The sequence below is a fragment of the Spongiibacter nanhainus genome, from assembly GCF_016132545.1.
GTDB classification, from domain to species: domain Bacteria; phylum Pseudomonadota; class Gammaproteobacteria; order Pseudomonadales; family Spongiibacteraceae; genus Spongiibacter; species Spongiibacter nanhainus.
Genome location: NZ_CP066167.1, coordinates 266,945 through 285,360 on the forward strand (window position 1 = coordinate 266,945; position 18,416 = coordinate 285,360).

At 57.2% G+C, this 18,416-nt stretch carries 17 protein-coding genes; 8 read left to right on the plus strand and 9 right to left on the minus strand.

All coding sequences use genetic code 11. The features are described 5' to 3' along the window. Together argS and I6N98_RS01305 are read right to left on the minus strand one after the other, a co-directional pair. Positions 1-1,758, minus strand: coding sequence for an arginine--tRNA ligase (argS, locus tag I6N98_RS01300; protein ID WP_198570031.1), 1,758 nt, complete (start codon positions 1,756-1,758; stop codon positions 1-3). Positions 1,759-1,912: 154 nt separating this feature from the next. Continuing rightward, positions 1,913-4,108: a primosomal protein N' gene (locus tag I6N98_RS01305; RefSeq protein ID WP_198570032.1), complete on the minus strand. Its 2,196-nt coding sequence runs from the start codon at positions 4,106-4,108 to the stop codon at positions 1,913-1,915. Positions 4,109-4,418: 310 nt separating this feature from the next. On the opposite strand from I6N98_RS01305, the gene rpmE reads away from it, so the two are divergent. The 4 genes from rpmE to I6N98_RS01325 all read left to right on the plus strand — a co-directional run bounded on the left by rpmE (position 4,419) and on the right by I6N98_RS01325 (position 8,592). Then, positions 4,419-4,637: a 50S ribosomal protein L31 gene (rpmE, locus tag I6N98_RS01310; RefSeq protein ID WP_198570033.1), complete on the plus strand. Its 219-nt coding sequence runs from the start codon at positions 4,419-4,421 to the stop codon at positions 4,635-4,637. Positions 4,638-4,752: 115 nt separating this feature from the next. Next, positions 4,753-5,496 carry a thermonuclease family protein gene (locus tag I6N98_RS01315; protein WP_198570034.1) on the plus strand — a complete coding sequence of 248 codons (744 nt, stop codon included), beginning with the start codon at positions 4,753-4,755 and terminating at the stop codon, positions 5,494-5,496. A gap of 261 nt (positions 5,497-5,757) precedes the next feature. Beyond that, positions 5,758-7,005 (plus strand): malic enzyme-like NAD(P)-binding protein, encoded by a 1,248-nt coding sequence (locus tag I6N98_RS01320; protein ID WP_198570035.1) that lies wholly within the window; start codon positions 5,758-5,760, stop codon positions 7,003-7,005. A gap of 783 nt (positions 7,006-7,788) precedes the next feature. Then, positions 7,789-8,592 carry an SDR family oxidoreductase gene (locus I6N98_RS01325; RefSeq protein ID WP_198570036.1) on the plus strand — a complete coding sequence of 268 codons (804 nt, stop codon included), beginning with the start codon at positions 7,789-7,791 and terminating at the stop codon, positions 8,590-8,592. A 53-nt stretch (positions 8,593-8,645) separates the two neighbouring features. On the opposite strand, the gene I6N98_RS01330 is transcribed toward I6N98_RS01325, so the two are convergent. Continuing rightward, complete coding sequence (locus I6N98_RS01330) at positions 8,646-9,074, minus strand: MAPEG family protein (RefSeq protein ID WP_198570037.1); 429 nt, start codon at positions 9,072-9,074, stop codon at positions 8,646-8,648. A gap of 92 nt (positions 9,075-9,166) precedes the next feature. On the opposite strand from I6N98_RS01330, the gene I6N98_RS01335 reads away from it, so the two are divergent. After that, positions 9,167-9,916, plus strand: coding sequence for an SDR family oxidoreductase (locus I6N98_RS01335; RefSeq protein WP_198570038.1), 750 nt, complete (start codon positions 9,167-9,169; stop codon positions 9,914-9,916). Between the two features lie 31 nt (positions 9,917-9,947). On the opposite strand, the gene I6N98_RS01340 is transcribed toward I6N98_RS01335, so the two are convergent. From I6N98_RS01340 to ettA, 3 genes are all read right to left on the minus strand, one after another. Further along, positions 9,948-11,018 carry a CNNM domain-containing protein gene (locus I6N98_RS01340; RefSeq protein ID WP_198570039.1) on the minus strand — a complete coding sequence of 357 codons (1,071 nt, stop codon included), beginning with the start codon at positions 11,016-11,018 and terminating at the stop codon, positions 9,948-9,950. A gap of 92 nt (positions 11,019-11,110) precedes the next feature. Then, complete coding sequence (locus tag I6N98_RS01345) at positions 11,111-11,680, minus strand: hypothetical protein (protein ID WP_198570040.1); 570 nt, start codon at positions 11,678-11,680, stop codon at positions 11,111-11,113. A 102-nt stretch (positions 11,681-11,782) separates the two neighbouring features. Further along, complete coding sequence (gene ettA / locus I6N98_RS01350) at positions 11,783-13,444, minus strand: energy-dependent translational throttle protein EttA (RefSeq protein WP_198570041.1); 1,662 nt, start codon at positions 13,442-13,444, stop codon at positions 11,783-11,785. A 296-nt stretch (positions 13,445-13,740) separates the two neighbouring features. On the opposite strand from ettA, the gene I6N98_RS01355 reads away from it, so the two are divergent. Next, positions 13,741-14,145: a PaaI family thioesterase gene (locus I6N98_RS01355; RefSeq protein WP_198570042.1), complete on the plus strand. Its 405-nt coding sequence runs from the start codon at positions 13,741-13,743 to the stop codon at positions 14,143-14,145. Between the two features lie 157 nt (positions 14,146-14,302). Beyond that, positions 14,303-14,809, plus strand: a complete 507-nt coding sequence (locus tag I6N98_RS01360; RefSeq protein WP_198570043.1) for a nuclear transport factor 2 family protein — start codon at positions 14,303-14,305, stop codon at positions 14,807-14,809. 49 nt (positions 14,810-14,858) lie between these two features. Here I6N98_RS01360 and I6N98_RS01365 read toward each other — a convergent pair whose 3' ends face one another. From I6N98_RS01365 to I6N98_RS01375, 3 genes are all read right to left on the minus strand, one after another. Continuing rightward, complete coding sequence (locus tag I6N98_RS01365; RefSeq protein ID WP_198570044.1) at positions 14,859-15,755, minus strand: LysR family transcriptional regulator; 897 nt, start codon at positions 15,753-15,755, stop codon at positions 14,859-14,861. A gap of 74 nt (positions 15,756-15,829) precedes the next feature. Then, complete coding sequence (locus I6N98_RS01370) at positions 15,830-16,666, minus strand: SDR family NAD(P)-dependent oxidoreductase (RefSeq protein ID WP_198570045.1); 837 nt, start codon at positions 16,664-16,666, stop codon at positions 15,830-15,832. 48 nt (positions 16,667-16,714) lie between these two features. Beyond that, positions 16,715-17,014: a hypothetical protein gene (locus I6N98_RS01375; protein ID WP_198570046.1), complete on the minus strand. Its 300-nt coding sequence runs from the start codon at positions 17,012-17,014 to the stop codon at positions 16,715-16,717. 345 nt (positions 17,015-17,359) lie between these two features. Between I6N98_RS01375 and I6N98_RS01380 the strand changes: the two genes are divergently transcribed. Further along, complete coding sequence (locus I6N98_RS01380; protein ID WP_198570047.1) at positions 17,360-18,406, plus strand: alkene reductase; 1,047 nt, start codon at positions 17,360-17,362, stop codon at positions 18,404-18,406. Positions 18,407-18,416: the final 10 nt, after the last annotated feature.

An 18,416-nucleotide genomic window follows, 5' to 3' on the forward strand; every position in this document is an offset into this window, starting at 1 on the left:
TTACATTTCCTCCGGGGCGCTTACGCCCAGCAGGTTCAATCCATTGCGCAGTACTTGCTGTACTGCCACTGACAGGGCCAAACGTGCATCCCGCAGGGCCCGCTCTTCGCCCAGGATTTTGTGGGCGTTGTAATAACTGTGGAACTCTCCCGCCAGTTCCCGCAGGTAGTGGGCGAGGCTGTGGGGCTCGAACTGCTCGGCGGCGTTGGCCAATACCTCGGGGTAGCGGGCCAGTCGCACCAGCAGTTGCTTTTCCACTTCTTCACTCAGTACCGGCAGGGCCGCCAAACCGGTTTCCTGACTCCAGCCTTCGCCGGCTTCATCTAGCTTGCGCAGGATGCTGGCCACCCGAGCGTGGGCGTACTGAATGTAGTACACCGGGTTGTCTTTGCTCTGGGACTTGGCCAGCTCCAGGTCAAAGTCGGTGGCCTGGTCCGCCTTGCGCATAATGTAGAAGAAGCGCGCTGCGTCGTCGCCCACTTCCTGGCGCAGCTCTCGCAGGGTAACAAAGGAGCCGCTGCGGGTAGACATCTGTACTTGTTCATCGCCCCGGAAAAGTGAGACGAACTGCACAAGCCGGATAATCAGCCGCTCGGGATCCACATCCAGTGCCTGCAGTGCCGCCTTCACCCGGGCGATGTAGCCGTGGTGATCGGCGCCCCAAATATTGACCACACGATCGAAGCCCCGTTCGAATTTATTGAGGTGATAGGCAATATCGGAGGCAAAGTAGGTGGTCTGGCCGTTGTCCCGCTGCACCACCCGGTCTTTGTCGTCGCCAAACTGGGTGGACAAAAACCATTTGGCGCCGTCGCGGACTTCGATAAAGCCCTTGTCTTCCAAGCGGGCAATGGCGGCTTCCACTTGGTTGGGGTCGACGGTTAGGCTGCGCTCTGAGAACCAGGCCTGAAAATGGACGCCAAATTCTTCGAGATCGGTGCGGATATCGCCGAGGATCTCATCCAAGCCCTTGGCAAAGGGAATCTGGTAATCCTTGCCCAGTAGGGACTTGGCGCGGTTGATCAGGCCGTCAATGTGCAATTCCTTGTCGCCGCCCTCCGGTGCATCGGCGGGGATATCGGCCATGACCTCGGCGGCGCTGTGGCGCAAGGTATCGCCGTGGCTGTGGTGCAGGTCTTCGCCGTAGTGGCGGATGTAGTCGCCCTGATAGCCGTTGCTGGGGAAGGGCAGGTCCTCGCCGCAGGCCTGCAGATAGCGCAGCCAGACACTGGTGCCGAGGATATCCATTTGCCGACCGGCGTCGTTGACGTAGTACTCCCGGCTGACGTCGTAGCCAGCGGCTTCCAACATGGCGGCGACACTGGCGCCATAGGCGGCGCCCCGGCCGTGACCCACGTGCAGCGGCCCGGTGGGGTTGGCGGAGACAAATTCCACCTGAATGCGCTGGCCCTGATCGGCGCGGCGGCCAAACTGCTCGCCCTGGGCGAAAATCTGCTCGACGATCTGGAACTGGCTGGCCTCGTTCATAAAGAAGTTGATAAAGCCCGGCCCGGCGATTTCCACCTTGGTGACCTGCTCACTGTCGGGCAGGGCATCAATAATCTGTTGGGCGATGGCTCGCGGGTTGGACTTCAGCGGCTTGGCCAGGGTCATGGCCACATTGCTGGCAAAGTCGCCGTGGGACTTGTCCCGGGTGCGTTCCACCTGAATATTGATGGGCAGATCATCCGGCCAGGTGCCCTTGGCCATCAGTGACTTCAGAGCCTGTTCCAATAACTGGGCGACGGTGTCTTTCATGGGTGGTGACGACTCTCAGGTAGCGTGGCAATAGTGCTGGGCCTGGCGCGATGCGCGGGCCCTAAAAATAGGGCCGCGTATTATCGCTGTTTCGCCGGCTGACTGCCAACGTGAATAATTGGAGGGGGTGTTAACCGGCCCTAGCTGGCCTCAACTAACTGGCTTCAATAGGATCGACATCCACCGACCAGCGCAGCCCGCCGGTTTTTTTTAACTGTTCGCCAGTGGTGCAGGCAAGTGTCAGTTGGCGGTGTAACTCCCCTCGGCGCGTGGCCTGCAAAATCAATGACGCCCGGTAGCGGCCGGCCCGGCGAGTCATGGGGGCGGGCAAGGGGCCGATGCACTGGCCGCCAATGCCTTGATCTACCAGGGCGGTTTTAATGGCGGATAAAAAGGCCTCGGCCTGATCCAGTCGCGCGGCGTCGGCACGAATCAGCGCGCAGGGGGCGTAAGGCGGCAGTCCCAGCAGTTTGCGCTCACTGAGCTGCTGGCTGGCAAAGGCGCGATAGCCCTGCTGGACCAGTGTCAGCAGGGCGGGGTGCTCAGGGCAGTGAGTCTGGATCAACACCCGTCCGGGGCGCTCCCGCCCGGCCCGGCCCGCGACCTGCACCAGCAGTTGGCCGCTGCGCTCGGCGGCCCGGTAGTCGGGGCTGAACAGACCGGCGTCGATATCGAGAATGCCGACCAGGGTCACGTCGGGAAAATGATGGCCTTTGGCCAGCATTTGGGTGCCCACCAGAATGGCCGGCTTGCCCTCGTGAACCCGGTCCACCAGCCTCGCCATGCTGCCTTTCTGCGAGGTGCTGTCCCGGTCGATGCGGATGACTTCGGTGCTGGCAAGGGTGTCGGCAAAGTGATGGCGCAGAAACAGTTCCAGCTTTTCCGTGCCGGGGCCGTCGAACAGCCACTGGTGATTGTGGCAGTCGGGGCAGTGGTCGGGTAGGGGGCGGATGGCGTCGCAGTGGTGGCAGCGCAGGTGGCGCTGGCGAAAATGCACGGTCATTCGCGCATCGCAGGCGTGACAATCGGCTACCCAGCCGCAGCTGTGGCATTGCAATTGGGGCGCGTAGCCCCGGCGGTTGAGAAATAGCAGTACCTGTTCCCCAGCTGCCAGGGTGTCGGCGATGTGCTTGAGCAGCACCTCGTCGAGCCCTTCTTTTAAGGGTCGCTGGCGGGCGTCCACCAGGGTCAGGTGCGGGCTATCTCCGGCGGCGCGGCGAGTGAGCTGCAGGGTTTGGTAGCGACCCAAATTGGCGTTGTGCAAGCTGTCCAGGCTGGGCGTGGCACTGGCCAATACCACTGGGCAGTCCAGGTCGGCGGCGCGTTTTACCGCGATATCCCGCGCCGAGTAGCGCCAGCCTTCCTGTTGCTTATAGGAGGCGTCGTGTTCCTCGTCGACGATAATCAACCCCAGCCGGGGCAGGTCGACAAATACCGCCGAGCGGGTACCCAGCACAATATCGCAGTCGCCGTTTTGGGCTCGTTGCCAGTTCTGGTAGCGCTCGCTGTCCCCCATACCCGAGTGCAGGCTGGCCACCCGGCCGGGAAAGCGGGACTCGACTCGGGACAGGGTCTGGGGAGTGAGGCCAATCTCGGGTATCAGTACCAGCGCCTGTTTGCCTTGCTCCAACTGGGCGGCGATGGCCTGGAGGTAGACCTCGGTTTTGCCGCTGCCGGTAACCCCCTCCAGCAGAAAACGGGCAAAGCCCTGGGCACCGTTGATCGCTTCCACCGCGCTGCGCTGTTCGTCCCGCAGTGCCAGCGGTGCTTGGGGAGGGGGTGGCGCTGGAGACGGCGCGCTGGCTTGTTCAATCAGGTTCTGCTCGGCCAGTTGCCGCAGTTGCTGTCGAGTGAAGCCGGCTTCCCGTAAGGTGTCGCCACTGAGGGGGGCATTGGCCGCCATTAGCGTAGCGAGTAACTCCCGCTGTCGATGGGCGCGCTTAGAGAGCTGGTCGACACTGGCGCCGGTTGAAGCTTGCCAGTAGAGCGTGACTTGGGTCTGCGGTGGTTTGGCGGAACGCAGTCGCACCGGCAGCATATTTTGAAGGCACTCGCCGATGGGATGGTGGTAGTAGTTGGCGGCCCAGCGGCCCAGTTCCATCAGAGCCGGCGACAGGGTCGGCCGGTCACTGTCCAGAACCTCAATGACCGACTTCAGTTTGTCGGTATCGACTTTGGCGCTGGCGCAGGGCGCCACCACAACCCCCACCAGGCGGCGGTTGCCGAAGGGCACCAGTACGCGCTGCCCCGGCTCAGGGTGTCGGTCGCTTGGCCAACGATAGTCAAAAGTCCGCCGCAGCGGGCAGGGTACGGCGACCGAGACCAGTAAGGGTGATTGCAATTGCGGCATAGCCCCACAAAAAGTGCGAAATTCAGGACCAGGGCGGCGCAGTGCTCGCCCTGCAAAAGCCGCCAGTGTAGCGGAAATTGCGCCCACACTGATCCGCTTCGACGTGTGAAGTCTGCAAAGGGAGGCGCAATTTACGGCAGGGGCCCGCATTGCTTGCTTCTCACCGGTTTTCTGTTAACATTCGCCGCCTATTTTTCGGTGTGGCTGTCGGTGTAGTGCCGGTTGTGCGGAACTGAAAAATCAACTCGGCGCGGTGCCCGGCGCAAAAAGATCGGGTGGCGGCGCCCCATGAGGCGATGAGGACAAACCAATGAAAGCGGATATCCATCCCAAGTACGAGGCTGTAAGCGTTACCTGCAGCTGTGGCAACAAATTCGATACGCGCTCTACCCTGGCTGAAGACTTGCACGTTGACGTCTGCTCAGAGTGCCACCCCTTCTACACCGGTAAGCAGAAAATGCTGGACAGCGGCGGTCGTGTCGATCGCTTCCGCAAGCGTTTTGGCAGCCGCGGCAGCGTCAAGTCGTAAGCGCGACGCTGTTTTGATCTGCGGTAAGCATCACCAAGGCACCGCAGGCGCAGAGCGAAAACAAGAGATGCCCGGTCGGATACGGCCGGGCATTTTTTTATGGCTGGTCGCCGCGATGTTGGCGACGGCGAGCGCTCGTGCCGCCTGCCCCCTGCCCAACAATACTGAGCCGGTGCGCATTGCCTCGGTGGTGGATGGTGACAGCTTGCGATTGGTCAGCGGTGAACGACTGCGCTTGGTCAATATTAACGCTGCCGAGATGAACGATCGCGGCGATAAGTTGGTCTTGGCTCGGCGAGCCCGGCGCTTTGTCGCTGAACAACTGGCCAAGGCCGAGTCCGTTGTCATAAAACGCTACGGTCACGACCCCTACAATCGCACCTTGGCGGAGGTCTTTGTTGACGGTCGCCACCTGGGGGAGACCCTTCTGGCGGAGGGCCTGGCCTGGCGCATTGCCGTGCCGCCGGCTGTCAATACCGATAGCTGCCTGACTCGGGCTGAAGCCGGGGCTCGTCAAGCGGTCCGCGGTCTCTGGGCCCTAGCGCCATTGCCCAGTCTTAAAGCGGGCAAGGCAGATCAGGGCTTTGCCGTCATCCGCGGCCGAGTGGAGTCAGTGACTGCAGCGGGGACGAGCCTGTGGATCGACCTGGATGGCGACGTGGTGCTGCGCCTGGCCGACAAAGATCGGCGCTACTTCGCCAGTGTTGGCGACAGCGCAGTGCCTCGGGTAGGTCAATTTTTGGAAGTGCGTGGCTGGCTGCGCCATCGGCGTCCGCCTCGCCCCGGGTTTGCCAGCCTAGTGATGGATCTGCGCCACCCCTTAATGATGACTGCCGTGCACAAAAACGAGGCGCGGTAGATATTACTTTTGGAAACCGGTGATATAAGCGAAAGCCGCCAATGACGGGCGTTTTAGGGGATAAGCTTGTGGCTTAAAGCGGATTTCTATATGCTTTCACGCCATTTCCGACAACCCAAAGAATCGGCAGCCACTGATGCGGTCAGTGCGCAGGCAGCAACAACGCTTTTGCACACGTCGTCCCGGCCGCTCTCGGAGGATGTTGGGCAGCATAGCCCGACCTCCGAGCCCAGAAAAATACGCCGAACTGAGAGATAAGCGATGTCCAAAGATGTAAAGCAGGCCGCACTGGATTACCACTCGGTGCCCACCCCCGGCAAAATTGGCATTTCTCTGACTAAGCCTGCTGAAACCCAGTACGACTTGTCACTGGCCTATAGCCCCGGTGTGGCGGAGCCAGTGCGGGAGATCGCCAAGGACCCCATCAACGCCTACAAGTACACCAGCAAGGGCAATCTGGTGGCGGTGATCTCCAACGGCAGTGCCATTCTCGGTTTGGGTGATCTTGGCCCGCTGGCCAGCAAACCCGTTATGGAAGGCAAAGCCCTGCTGTTTAAGCGATTTGCCGACCTGGACTCCATTGATATTGAAGTGGACACCCAGGACTCCCAAGAATTTATCGATACCGTTAAACGTATTTCCGGCACCTTTGGCGGTATCAACCTGGAAGACATCAAAGCCCCCGAGTGCTTCGAGATCGAGCGCATTCTGATTGAAGAGTGCAACATTCCCATCTTCCACGACGACCAGCACGGCACCGCCATCGTGACCGCGGCGGGTATGCTCAATGCGCTGGAAATTCAGGGTAAAAAAATCGAAGACGCCAAAGTGGTGTGCCTGGGGGCGGGCTCAGCGGCCATCGCCTGTATGCGCCTGCTGATAGCATTGGGTGCCCGCTACGAAAACATCTATATGATCGACCGCCGCGGTGTGATTTATCCCGGACGTGAAGGTCTGAATAAATACAAGCGAGAATTCCAGAACGACACCGGTGCCCGCACCCTGGCCGACGCCATCGATGGCGCCGACGTCTTTGTCGGCCTGTCCGGCCCCAACCTGCTTAGCGAAGATATGCTGCGCTCCATGGCCGAGCGTCCCATCGTATTTGCCTGCTCCAACCCCGACCCCGAGATTCGTCCCGAACTGGCTTTGGCCGTGCGGGACGACCTGATCATGGCCACCGGCCGCTCCGACTACCCCAACCAGGTTAACAATGTGTTGGGCTTCCCCTTCATCTTTCGTGGTGCCCTGGACGTGCGCGCCACCGCCATCAATGAAGAGATGAAGGTGGCCGCGGTTCACGCTATCCGCGAACTGGCCAAAGAGCCCGTGCCCGAGGTGGTGATCGAAGCCTGTGGCGTGGGTGAGTTGTCCTTTGGCCCCGGCTACATTATTCCCAAGCCGGTGGATCGCCGTTTGCTCGGCGCCGTGGCGGGGGCGGTTGCCCGCGCGGCGGTAGATAGTGGGGTGGCGTTGTTGCCATATCCGGAACATTACCCACTGTCGTAGGTTGTGGGGCTTGGGCCGTCGGCGGCCCATGCCCTTTGGGCGCCCTGTCGCGTTTGTATTTGCATACCGTTAGCACAGTTTTCGCCCTGCTGGGCGACCTACTTCATTTTGTGTGAAAAAGAAGTAGGCAAGAAAAGCACACCCCTATCGCTCGCCCTGCGGGTACCCTGCGCTTCTCACCATTCAATGAAAACGCTGCGGAACTCGCCTGACGGCTCAAACAGTCCTCGCTAAAAGCCTTTCATTGAATGGCTGCGATGCTCGGCGAGCTCAAAGGGGAATAAACCCCGGTGCCAGTAGTTGGAAAAGAACACCCTTTGCTCAATGTGGCATCCCGGGCCCCTTCAGCCCCGCCGAGCATCGCAGAAGCTGAACGGAGTAAGCGCGAGGACTGTTTGAGCGAAGCGAGTTCCGCAGCGCCCGTTCAGATTCGAGAAGCGCAGGGGATCGCTGGCGTTTTTTGCCAGCGACGGGGATGCAGGGTGTCTTTTCTCTTTGCTGACTTTCTCTTTGGACAAGCAAAGAGAAAGTCAGTCGCCCAGCAGGGCGAAAAAAATGCAGGAACGCACTTTTACACACCCGACAGGGTGCCCGCAGGGCGAGGGTCAAGGACGACCCGAGTGAACCCCGTGCTAAGAATTAGCCAATACCCACTCGACAGAGTATCCAAATGGCAAGGGCCACCGATGGCCCAACCAAACCACCTCTTCTACCATTCATGTTATAAACCCCGTTAGAAAATCCCCATCGTCGCGACAGCGGCAACAATAAAAGGCTTCTTCTATGTCTCAACGCATCTTCATCACCGGTGGCGCCTCGGGTCTGGGTTTGGCACTGGCCCACCGCTTCGCAGACAGCGGCGCAAGCGTTTGCATCGGCGATATCCATACCGAGCGCGGTAGCGAGGCTGAGCAGGCGCTGGCAGCTAAAGCCACCGCCAAATTCCTTACCTGTGATGTGCAGAGAGAGAGCGATCTGCAAGCGGCCGCCGATTGGCTGTTGGCCGAGTGGGGCGGTGTCGATGTGGTGATCAATAACGCGGGGGTGGCTTCCGCCGGGGCCATCGATGAGTTCTCCATGGCGGACTGGCAGTGGGTGATGGATATCAATCTGCTGGGGGTGGTGCGGGGCTGTAAGGTGTTTTCTGCGTTAATGAAGAACCAGGGTAGTGGTCACATCGTCAATATTGCCTCGCTGGCAGGGCTGATTCATCCGCCGCGGATGGGGTCTTACTGCGCCACTAAAGCGGCAGTGGTGGCACTGTCGGAGTCGATGAGTCTGGAGCTGGATGGCGACAATATTGCGGTGTCGGTGGTGTGTCCGGGATTCTTCCGCACTAATCTGTCGGAGAGTGTGCGAGCGTCTGACAGCAGCGCTCAGGTGATGACGGAGAAGCTGGTCAGCAAAGCGAAAGTCGGTGCGGAGGAAATTGCCGACGCGGTCTACACTGGTATTGTGCAGCGGGATTACTACATCATTCCCCAGGCGGACGCCCGTCGCAATTGGCGTTTAAAGCGCTGGCTGCCCTTCAAGCGTTATCGGCAAATGATGTTGAAAAGTACGGCGGGAATGATGCGGCGGGGCTAGGGGCTGGTTTTTGTAAAGGCCCCCAAACACCCTAGCTCTGCCGCAGAGGCCGCTTAGCCGCACACCGCCATCAAGGTGCGAATCGCCATTGCCAGTAGCGCGAGTGTACCCAGCACGAAAACCGAAAAGCGCGCCATCACCACATTGCTGGTGCAGTGAATCAGGCTGTGCACAATGCGGCTGCCTACGTAAAACCAGGCCAGATACAGGTTGACCCCGCTACCCGCACCGATCACCGCCAAGGTCAGGGCGGTGGCGTAAAAAATCGTGGGCTGCTCCATCAAGTGGTTGTAGTTATCCGCCTTGAACTGCACTTTGCGATCGAGTTGGGTGGCGAGCTCGGATGTGCGTTCTCCAGCATCGGGTCCCAGACCCGCTTTTTGAATGGCGGGCAAGCGCACGGCTGCCATCCAAAATAGGATCAAGATACTCCAGATCACCAGGACGATTACCGGGGTAAGAATCGGGGAAATTTCGGTCATGTTTTGTCTCCATAGCTGTTATTGTGCGTGACGAATATTAGCAGTGTTTACATTCCAGGCAATGACAAGTTGCCACTCGTTCTGGGGGAAGCATGTTCCGCAAAAATATTCTGATTACCGGTGCGAGCTCCGGGCTGGGCGAAGAAATGGCGCGGATGTATGCCGCCAAGGGCCACAACCTGGCCCTATGTGCTCGGCGTTTAGAGAATCTCGAGACCTTAAAAAACGACCTGGCAGCCAAGCACCCGAGCATCACTATTGCCATCAAGTCTCTGGATGTCTGCGATTACGATCAGGTGTTTGTGGTGTTCAGGGAGTTTCAGAAAGAGCTGGGCGGCCTGGACCGGATTATCGTCAATGCCGGCATGGGTAAGGGCGCGTCGCTGGGTACCGGTTACTTCAAAGCCAACCGCCAGACGGCGGAGACCAACTTTATTGCCGGCATCGCCCAGTGCGAGGCGGCGATGGAAATCTTCCGGGAGCAGAACGCTGGCCATCTGGTGACGATTTCGTCGATGAGTGCTTTACGAGGCTTGCCGGGCTCGGTGAGCGTATACTCGGCCAGCAAAGCGGCGCTGCGCAATCTGACCGAGAGCATCAGGGTCGACATGATGGACAGCCCCATTGCGGTGAGCTGCATTCTGCCTGGCTTTATCCTTACTCCCATCAATGAGCGCCGCAAGCAGGCGCCGTTTCGGGTCGATCTGCAAACCGGTTGTCGGGCCATTGTGAAGGCCATCGATAAAGAAGTGGGCGAGGCCAAGGTGCCGGCCTGGCCCTGGGTGCCACTGGGTTGGATTCTCAACGTGGCGCCGCTGTGGCTGGTGAGAAAGCTCTCCTAGCGGTATCGGTGACTGTTTAGGGATCTTTTCTTTAGGATTCGTTCTCCAGGTTTTCCAGTGCGTCGTCGTTGGGGACCAAGCCCAAGCGCTCGGCGCGTTGCTCCCACAGGCGCCGTGCGAGCGCCTGCATATCCACGGTGTGGTCGGTTTCGTCGACAATCTCCAGGCCGAGCAAGGTCTCTACCAGGTCCTCGGTGGTCACCAGCCCGAGGACGGCACCGTATTCATTGACCACCATGGCCATTTGATCTCGGCCCTCTACCATACGCCGCCACAGGGAATCTAAAGACTGATTCTCCGGCACTGTCAGCAGCTCCCGGCGCAATGCGCTGAGGGGCGTTCCTGGAGTGTCGATGGCGGCACGCAGTAAATCGTCCTTGCGTACAAAACCGTGAATATTGTCGGCCTGCTCCCGGTACAGCGGGATGCGGGAGAAGGGAAGCTTCCTGGCCCGGGCATCCGCGACGGTGAGGTCTTCGTCAAAGGCGAAAATAACGGGTCGGGGCGTCATCACGTCTTTGGCCTTCAGCGCCCGAAAGCGCAATACGCTGGCTAACTGGGCGGACTCCTCTTTGCTCAACACTCCTTCCCGGGCGCCCAATTCTGCCAGTGCGGCAAATTCGTCCCGGCTCACCGAATGGGTGGGGGCGTTTTTGGACAGTAGCCGGGTAATACCCTGAGACATAACCACCAGTGGATACATACTCCAGATCACTACCCGCAAGGTCTGCGCACAAGCCGGCGCAAGCTGCCGCCAGAACAGCGCCCCCAGGGTTTTGGGAATAATCTCCGATACCACCAGAATCAGCAGGGTGAGCACCGCCGAGATTACCCCGAAGTAGACCTCACCAAATACCTTGGTGGCTTGGGCCCCGGCGCCGGCGGCGCCCACCGTGTGGGCAATGGTGTTGAGACTGAGTATGGCCGCCAATGGACGGTCGATGTCGTCCTTGTAGCGGCGCCACAGTTTGGCACTGCGGTGGCCCTTCTCGTTCTCTGAAGCCACGTAAGAGGGGGTAATACTCAGCAGCACCGCCTCCAGCACCGAGCACAGGAAGGACATGCCCAGGGCGAGGGCGACAAAAGCAATCAGCGCGATCATGACTGTGGGCTCATCGGGTTATGTGTCTGTTCTACGCTAGCACAGAGCTGCGTGGACGTGAGAGGGGCAGGGAAAAGATTCTTAATCCATTGCTAGGCTGACAGCGCACCATCCTCAACCAAAATTGAGTCCAATAGCGACTTTAAGGTTTCGGCATCCCGGCAGGGCAGCATGACTGTGCGCTCTCGCTGATCGGTGGAAGCATAGGGCGGCAGTACATAGCTGATGGCCAGCCCAGGGCCAGTGTAGCCAAACTGCCGGCTGCGCAGGGTGCGGCTTTGTTGGTCCCAGCGCGGTTGTAACCAGGACCGCCACCAGGGTGGCGGGTAAGGGGTAATGGCGAGCCCAGTGATATGGCCAATATCGAGAATGCCAAGCCCCTTGCGGCCGGCCTCCCGGTAGCGAAGCTCAAAGCGGGGGTGAGCACCCGGGTACTCGGGGCCAAAGCGGCGCACGCTAATGCGGCAGCCGTAAAAATAGTGAACCAGGGCAAATACGCCGGCCCACAGCCCCAGACAGCTCGCTATACCGGTCCCGGTGAACAGGGCAGTGCGGGGCAGGGGAGTAAACCACAGGGCCCCGCCAGCCACCATAATGGCCGCGAGCAATGAGGCCTGGGGTTTAGACCGCGCGCGGGTCGTAAACAGGAGCTCACCGAACATGGCAGTGAGCATGAGTGTGGCGGGCTCGGCGGATGCGAGCTTGGCTGAAGCCGGCGGAAAGGGCGGGGAGCCCAGCGGCTCCCCGGCTTGGGACGAGCATGTCTACTTGAGCTTTTTGTACTTCATCCGCTGCGGGCCGGCGTTTTTGCCTTTGCGCTGGACGAAGTCCTCGTGGTACTCGGTGTAGTTGCCTTCAAAGAACACCACTTCACTGTCCCCTTCATAGGCAAGAATGTGGGTGGCGATGCGATCCAGGAACCAGCGATCGTGAGAGATCACCAGAGCGCAGCCGGGGAAGTCCAGCAGCGCTTCTTCCAAGGCGCGAAGGGTTTCCACGTCCAGGTCGTTGGAGGGTTCGTCCAACAGCAATACGTTGCCGCCTTCCTTTAGGGTGCAGGCCAATTGCAGTCGGCCCCGCTCACCCCCAGACAGTTCACCAACCCGCTTTTGCTGGTCGCTGCCCTTAAAGTTAAAGCGGCCAATATAGGCCCGTGAGGGCACTTCGTAGCCGCCGATCTGCAGCATGTCGCGACCGTCTGACACAGCCTCCCAAACCGTTTGCTTGTCGTCCAGGGCGTCCCGCATTTGTTCCACTGACACCATTTTGACGGTTTCGCCAATTTCGATCGTGCCGCTGTCCGGCTGTTCTTTGCCGGTGAGCATCCGGAACAACGTGGATTTACCGGCGCCGTTACCACCGACAATACCGACAATGGCACCCTTGGGAATGGAGAAACTCAGGTCCTGAATCAGCATGCGGTCGTCGTAACCCTTGCTGATATTGTTAACCTCAATCACCTTGTCGCCCAAGCGGGGGCCGGGTGGAATGTAAATCTCGTTGGTCTCGCTGCGGCTCTGGTATTCCTGGCTTTGCAGCTCTTCAAAGCGAGCCAGGCGCGCCTTGCTCTTGCTTTGGCGGCCCTTGGCGTTGCTGCGTACCCACTCCAACTCAGAGGCGATGGTTTTCTGGCGGGAGGCCTCGGATTTGGCCTCTTGCTCCAGGCGCTTCTCTTTGGCTTCCAGCCAATCCGAGTAGTTGCCCTCGTAGGGAATACCCCGACCCCGGTCCAGTTCCAGAATCCAGCCGGCGGCATTGTCCAGAAAGTAGCGGTCGTGGGTAATGGCCACTACGGTGCCGGGGAAGTCGCACAAAAAGCGCTCCAGCCAGGCGACGGATTCTGCATCCAGGTGGTTGGTGGGCTCGTCCAACAGCAGCATATCCGGGGCGGACATCAGTAGCCGGCACAGTGCCACCCGGCGGCGCTCACCACCGGAGAGTTTGGTCACATCCGCATCCCAGGGCGGCAGGCGCAGCGCGTCGGCGGCCACTTCCAGCTTGTGGTCCAGATTGTGGGCATCGGTGGCCTGAATGATGTCTTCCAGCTCTGCCTGGCGTTTGGCCAGGGCATCAAAATCGGCATCGGGCTCGGCGTAGGCGGCGTAGACCTTGTCCAACTCCGCCAGGGCGTCCTTGGCTTCAGCCACCCCCTCTTCTACATTGCCGCGGACATCTTTATCCGGGTTCAGCTGAGGCTCCTGGGGCAAGTAGCCAATATTGATGCCGGGCTGGGGGCGGGCCTCGCCATTAAACTCGGTATCAACACCCGCCATAATCCTCAGCAGGGTAGACTTACCCGCACCGTTTAAGCCCAGTACGCCGATTTTGGCGCCGGGGAAAAAAGATAGAGAGATATCGCTAAGAATTTCTCGCTTGGGGGGCACAATCTTGCCCACGCGATTCATGGTGTAGACGAACTGCGCCATGTTGACTCCACAAAAATAGAAAGTTGTGCCGATTATACCGGCGATAGACTGGAACGCACGGTATCGAATCGTGGCGGTGGGCGCAATATGGTGCCGGTACGGTCTATTATGGTTCGCTAAATGGGCTGTAATGACCTGCTCGGCCACCGCGCTGCAGAGTGTGGGTGTATATTCGGTTGTGCGTACGTCGGTATGACCGAAGTGGGCCCGAATAATCCGTATTGGAACTTCCCGAGTAATATCGGCAACTCCTCGCTGGCGGACTCCAGGTAAACCAGACTGCAAAGGAACCTAACATGAATGGAATCCCCGAAGGATTTGAACCATTGTCACGAACAAGCCCCTTCACTGAGTTGCTTGGCCCCATCTATCAGAAAACAGGTTCCTCAGGTTTGATTATTGGTCTTAAGGCGGACCGGAAGCATTGTAACGGTCGCGGCATCGTCCACGGAGGTGTGTTGGGCACACTTGCCGATATCGCTATGGGCTACAGCTCGGCTTTCGCAACTGAGCCCCCCACGCCGTTGGTTACAACAAGCCAAACTATAGATTATGTGGGTAAGGCTGAGAGAGGAGACTGGATAGAGGTCCACACAGACGTACAAAAGGTTGGCCGTAGCACAGCATTTGCCAATTGCTATTTTCACGTTGGTTCAAAGCGTATTGCCAGAGCCAGCGCGGTGTTCAGTGTCGTGGCTTAATAGTCTTATAACCAGTCACAAAAAAGAATGGTGGGTATTCTTGGCGGTGTTTATCTCGAAACACAGATGACGTGGCCAGGCTCTTATCAACAGTAGTCCACGCAGCTACCATCTCCCAAACTAAAATTAGAAAATAATTAAACGGAGCTGCGGGTTTATGTCTATATCATCGGGTCAAACGGTAGAGGAGCGTTTGCAGGCGATTGAAGACCGTCTGGATATCTATCAGGTGATCGCATGCTATGGTTATTCCGTCGATGGTTTGAATACTGATTCTGTTCGCGATTGCTACACAGAAGACGGCGTATATGAGATTGCTGGTCTGGGTGCCTATGAAGGGCGCGAAAAAATTGCCAACATTACAAAAGATCCCTTTCATCAGGCGCTTGTTGGTGCAGGTTGCGCGCATGCTTCTACGCTACCCTATGTTGTTATTGATGGGGATAAAGCAGTAGCAACCTGTCATACCATGGTTGTAACGAATGGTGAAGACGGTTTTTCAGTCTGGCGTCTCAGTGCCTCACGGATAAACTTGAGTAGGCAGTCCGGCGGTGGTTGGAAGATAAGTCATCGTCAGGTCACTCTTCTTGATGGCAACTCTAGTGGTCCAGAACTATTGGCGCGATTAAGACAGGCTCCCGATGACGTGCAGGGGCTGGCGTGATATTGGGTTTTGTCAGAGCGGGATCGTGGGCGATTGGTGGAAGGATTCATTAGTTGGTCTTGTAAAATACCTCCTTCTCACTGAGCCACTTGTCCTCTGGCATTTCTTTACATATGAAGTCTATGAAGTGTCGGACTTTCGACGAGATATGGGTTTTGCCATCGAATACGGCCCAAGATTGGCGCCAGTAGAAATTCCAATCTCCGGAGATGGCGACCAGTTCCCCTCGCTGCAGATATTCATGAACGAAGAAGTCTGGTAGTTGGGCGATGCCCAACCCTTCCAGTGTGGCGGCTAGGAGGGCGGTGCCATCCTCGCTGACCCAGCTGCCTTTGACTCTAAGTTTTCTCTCTTCCCGCTGTCCATTAAAAAACCAGCAGCACTCTGGGGTACATAATGCGCTGTGGTCTTTTAAGTCGTTAATGGATTGCGGTGCGCCATGCTTGGAAAGGTAGTCTGGCGTGCAATAAAGCCGCATTGTATAACCTCCGAGCTTTCTCGCCACCAATGTTGAATCTTCAAGGCTTCCATAGCGAATGGTCAGATCGTAGCCGTCGCCGATGAGATCGACGTCGTCGTAACTGGTATGGAGTTGAACGGTGATGTCAGGGTGCCTGGCCGAGAAGGCGGCGATAGCAGATGCCATATAGCGAACGCCGTAACGGCTGTTAATCGCTACTTTTAGCTTGCCCTGCAAACGGTTGTGAAGATCAGAGAGGTTTGATTCCAGGTCGTCGTAGAGCTGAGACATTGACTGAAATTCACGAAAAACCAACGCGCCCGCATCGGTAAGCGTCAGTCTCCGAGTTGAGCGCTGTATCAGCTGTGTAGTTAACCTGTCTTCCAGGCGTTGTATTTGCTTGCTAATGTGGGAGCGAGAAACGTGTAAGTTTCTGGCCGCTGCGGTGAAGCTGCCCGTCTTCACCACCTGAATAAATTCGTCCACACCGTCCCAGCGCCCCTTGGGGGGGAGTTTATCTGTGCTGTATTTCTTAGAGTTCATCGGTAGCAGGAATCGAGCTAGTCAAACTCCACTACTGCATACTCTGGGTTTCGCTCCTCTATAACGGCGTCACACATATTGCGAAGATACTTGGAGAAGGGGTGGGTAAATATCCAAAACTTACCTCGTTTAACTGCATCAAACACTCTGTTGGCGCACTCCTCTGGGGTGATGCAGTTTGGGTAGGTCTCATCTACCGCCGCTTTCATTTCGGCAATAAGTTCGGGGGAGGCGTCATCGCCCAGAGACTCCCTGATCCACGGTTCACTGATGTTGCTGGATACCATGCCGGGGCACAATAAAGACACGCTTATGGGCAGCTCTGCCATGATCAGGTCTTGTGCCAGGCACTCTGTGATACCCTTAACCGCCATTTTAGAGGTAGTGTATTGCGCCATTCCGGGGGCGGCGACCAGTGAGCCCACCGAGCCGGTGTTGACGACATGGGCGGGGGTGCCCTGCTCGATCATGCGGGGAACAAACGCACTTATACCGTTGATTACGCCAATGATATTCACCTCAAACACTTCGCGCCACTGATCGATACTGAGGTCCCAGCTGCTGCCCATGCGCAGGATGCCGGCGTTATTAAAAAGCAGATCTACGCTTCCAAACCGTGCATAGCATTGTTGGGCAAATTCCTTCATCGCCTCGGTGTCGGAGACATTCAGTTTGCAAGCGAAAACTTCGGCGCCTTTGGCGCGAAGCTCTGCCTCCACTTCCTTCAGTGATTCGCTATTCATGTCGGCGATGCAGAGGTTCATCTTCTCGTCGGCTGCCTTATTGGCCAAGCCGCGGCCGATTCCGCTAGCTGCGCCGGTGATGACCGCTGTGCCACCCGCTAAATTTTTCACTTTGTAACCCCTTTCTTATTAGCTTTGGATATTGGTTATAGGCAACGTTCAGGTAATTCGAGTGCCTGAGAAATCACTTTGACCCATCGGGCCGACTTTGACTTTGCCCTTCAGCTCGTCGCCCTGGACTTTTACATTGAAGCTCAATTTTACAAGCATGGGTTTAGTGAGTTTGCATACCCATGTGGCGGTATCGCCGTCGACCTTGCCATCTTCAACTTTGATGATGCCGATAGGGGAGGTCATTTCACCGGTTAGGGTGCTATCTTGGGTTTCAATGGCCATTTTTCCTTTTTGAGCGCCCATCGGGGTGTTGAGCACAACATCCCAGTTACCTGCAAAGCCCATGTTTCTCTTCCTTTGTTATGTCGTTATCGCCCCTTGATCGGGGTGCTGGTGTTAATTAGTGAGATTTCATCATAATCCATCTTTGTTGCTTGTTGGTGTGGCCAATTGGAAACAGTCTATTTCTTATGGCGAGTAAAACTTTGGCATAGGTCCGGGTATGGCTGACTCTCAGAGTTTTGCCTCTGAATAATTTGGATTGGTCGTTGGGTGCTGATTTGCTGTTAATTGGAGACAATGACGTTACGAATTGTGTGTTGTCGCCTATGGACCTTGCTGTGTAAGGTGTTGAAAAAATGAGAATGACCAACTTGCCTAATGGGCGAGTGCCAGCGGATAGATATAAAAATGAAGCTTTTTGAGGAAGGTAAGCTGGGCGATATTGCCATCGAAAATCGAATTGTTATGGCGCCCATGACGCGATCTCGGGCAGACGACGAATCAGATTGTCCAAATCAATTGATGGTCGACTACTACACTCAGCGCAGCTCGGCAGGCATGATTATTACCGAGGGCACGCATCCCAGTGCTGACGGAAAAGGGTACTGCCGCACTCCGGGAATCTATACTGAGGCGCAGGTTGCGGCTTGGGAGAAAGTCACTCGTTCGGTACACGATGCGGGTGGCAAAATCGTTTTGCAACTGATGCATTGTGGTCGTATAGGGCACCCTTACAACAAGAAAATCGACGCCCGGATTCTGGCACCATCGGCTATTACAGCTCAGGGCGAGATATATACCGAGCAGGGAATGATGGCGTACCCCAAGCCGGAGGCTATGTCTCATGCCGACATTGTAAGTACCGTCAACGATTATAAAAAGGCGACAGAAAATGCTTTTTCAGCAGGTTTTGACGGGGTGGAGCTTCATTGTGCTAGCGGTTACCTTCCGGCCCAGTTTTTATCGACAGGGACCAATACCCGCTCAGACAGCTATGGGGGAAGTCTGGATAACAGGCTGAGGTTTGTCTCTGAAGTGTTGGAGGCGTTGATGAGCGTTCGAGGCTCTGGCCGGGTTGGCTTACGAATTTGCCCGGGTAATACTTTCAATGATCTACATGACGACGATCCGACAGAGACCTTTAGGGCCCTGCTGAGACGGATCAATGATTTTAATCTGGCATACCTACACGTTATCGATTTACCGGCCATAGGTTTGCACAATCGTAAGTTGGCGCAGTCAAACTATTCAGGAAAAATAATACTTAATGATAGTTTTGACTGTGAATCTGCGAGTGCTGCTTTGGACGATTCGCAAATTGCCGCGATAGCCTTTGGCAGGCCGTTTATTGCCAACCCGGATTTGCCAGACCGGTTTCTCAATGGGGCGCCTTTAAGGGAGTTTGATAAACGTACTTTATATACCCCAGGTAAGCGGGGTTACACAGATTACTAGGGGGCGTTGC

What these genes read in the sequence shown, in the direction of transcription:
- argS (WP_198570031.1), bottom strand. Translation starts at nt 1,758, where the DNA reads ATGAAAGACACCGTCGCCCAGTTATTGGAACAGGCTCTGAAGTCACTG.
- I6N98_RS01305 (WP_198570032.1), bottom strand. Translation starts at nt 4,108, where the DNA reads ATGCCGCAATTGCAATCACCCTTACTGGTCTCGGTCGCCGTACCCTGC.
- rpmE (WP_198570033.1), top strand. Translation starts at nt 4,419, where the DNA reads ATGAAAGCGGATATCCATCCCAAGTACGAGGCTGTAAGCGTTACCTGC.
- I6N98_RS01315 (WP_198570034.1), top strand. Translation starts at nt 4,753, where the DNA reads ATGTTGGCGACGGCGAGCGCTCGTGCCGCCTGCCCCCTGCCCAACAAT.
- I6N98_RS01320 (WP_198570035.1), top strand. Translation starts at nt 5,758, where the DNA reads ATGTCCAAAGATGTAAAGCAGGCCGCACTGGATTACCACTCGGTGCCC.
- I6N98_RS01325 (WP_198570036.1), top strand. Translation starts at nt 7,789, where the DNA reads ATGTCTCAACGCATCTTCATCACCGGTGGCGCCTCGGGTCTGGGTTTG.
- I6N98_RS01330 (WP_198570037.1), bottom strand. Translation starts at nt 9,074, where the DNA reads ATGACCGAAATTTCCCCGATTCTTACCCCGGTAATCGTCCTGGTGATC.
- I6N98_RS01335 (WP_198570038.1), top strand. Translation starts at nt 9,167, where the DNA reads ATGTTCCGCAAAAATATTCTGATTACCGGTGCGAGCTCCGGGCTGGGC.
- I6N98_RS01340 (WP_198570039.1), bottom strand. Translation starts at nt 11,018, where the DNA reads ATGATCGCGCTGATTGCTTTTGTCGCCCTCGCCCTGGGCATGTCCTTC.
- I6N98_RS01345 (WP_198570040.1), bottom strand. Translation starts at nt 11,680, where the DNA reads ATGTTCGGTGAGCTCCTGTTTACGACCCGCGCGCGGTCTAAACCCCAG.
- ettA (WP_198570041.1), bottom strand. Translation starts at nt 13,444, where the DNA reads ATGGCGCAGTTCGTCTACACCATGAATCGCGTGGGCAAGATTGTGCCC.
- I6N98_RS01355 (WP_198570042.1), top strand. Translation starts at nt 13,741, where the DNA reads ATGAATGGAATCCCCGAAGGATTTGAACCATTGTCACGAACAAGCCCC.
- I6N98_RS01360 (WP_198570043.1), top strand. Translation starts at nt 14,303, where the DNA reads ATGTCTATATCATCGGGTCAAACGGTAGAGGAGCGTTTGCAGGCGATT.
- I6N98_RS01375 (WP_198570046.1), bottom strand. Translation starts at nt 17,014, where the DNA reads ATGGGCTTTGCAGGTAACTGGGATGTTGTGCTCAACACCCCGATGGGC.
- I6N98_RS01380 (WP_198570047.1), top strand. Translation starts at nt 17,360, where the DNA reads ATGAAGCTTTTTGAGGAAGGTAAGCTGGGCGATATTGCCATCGAAAAT.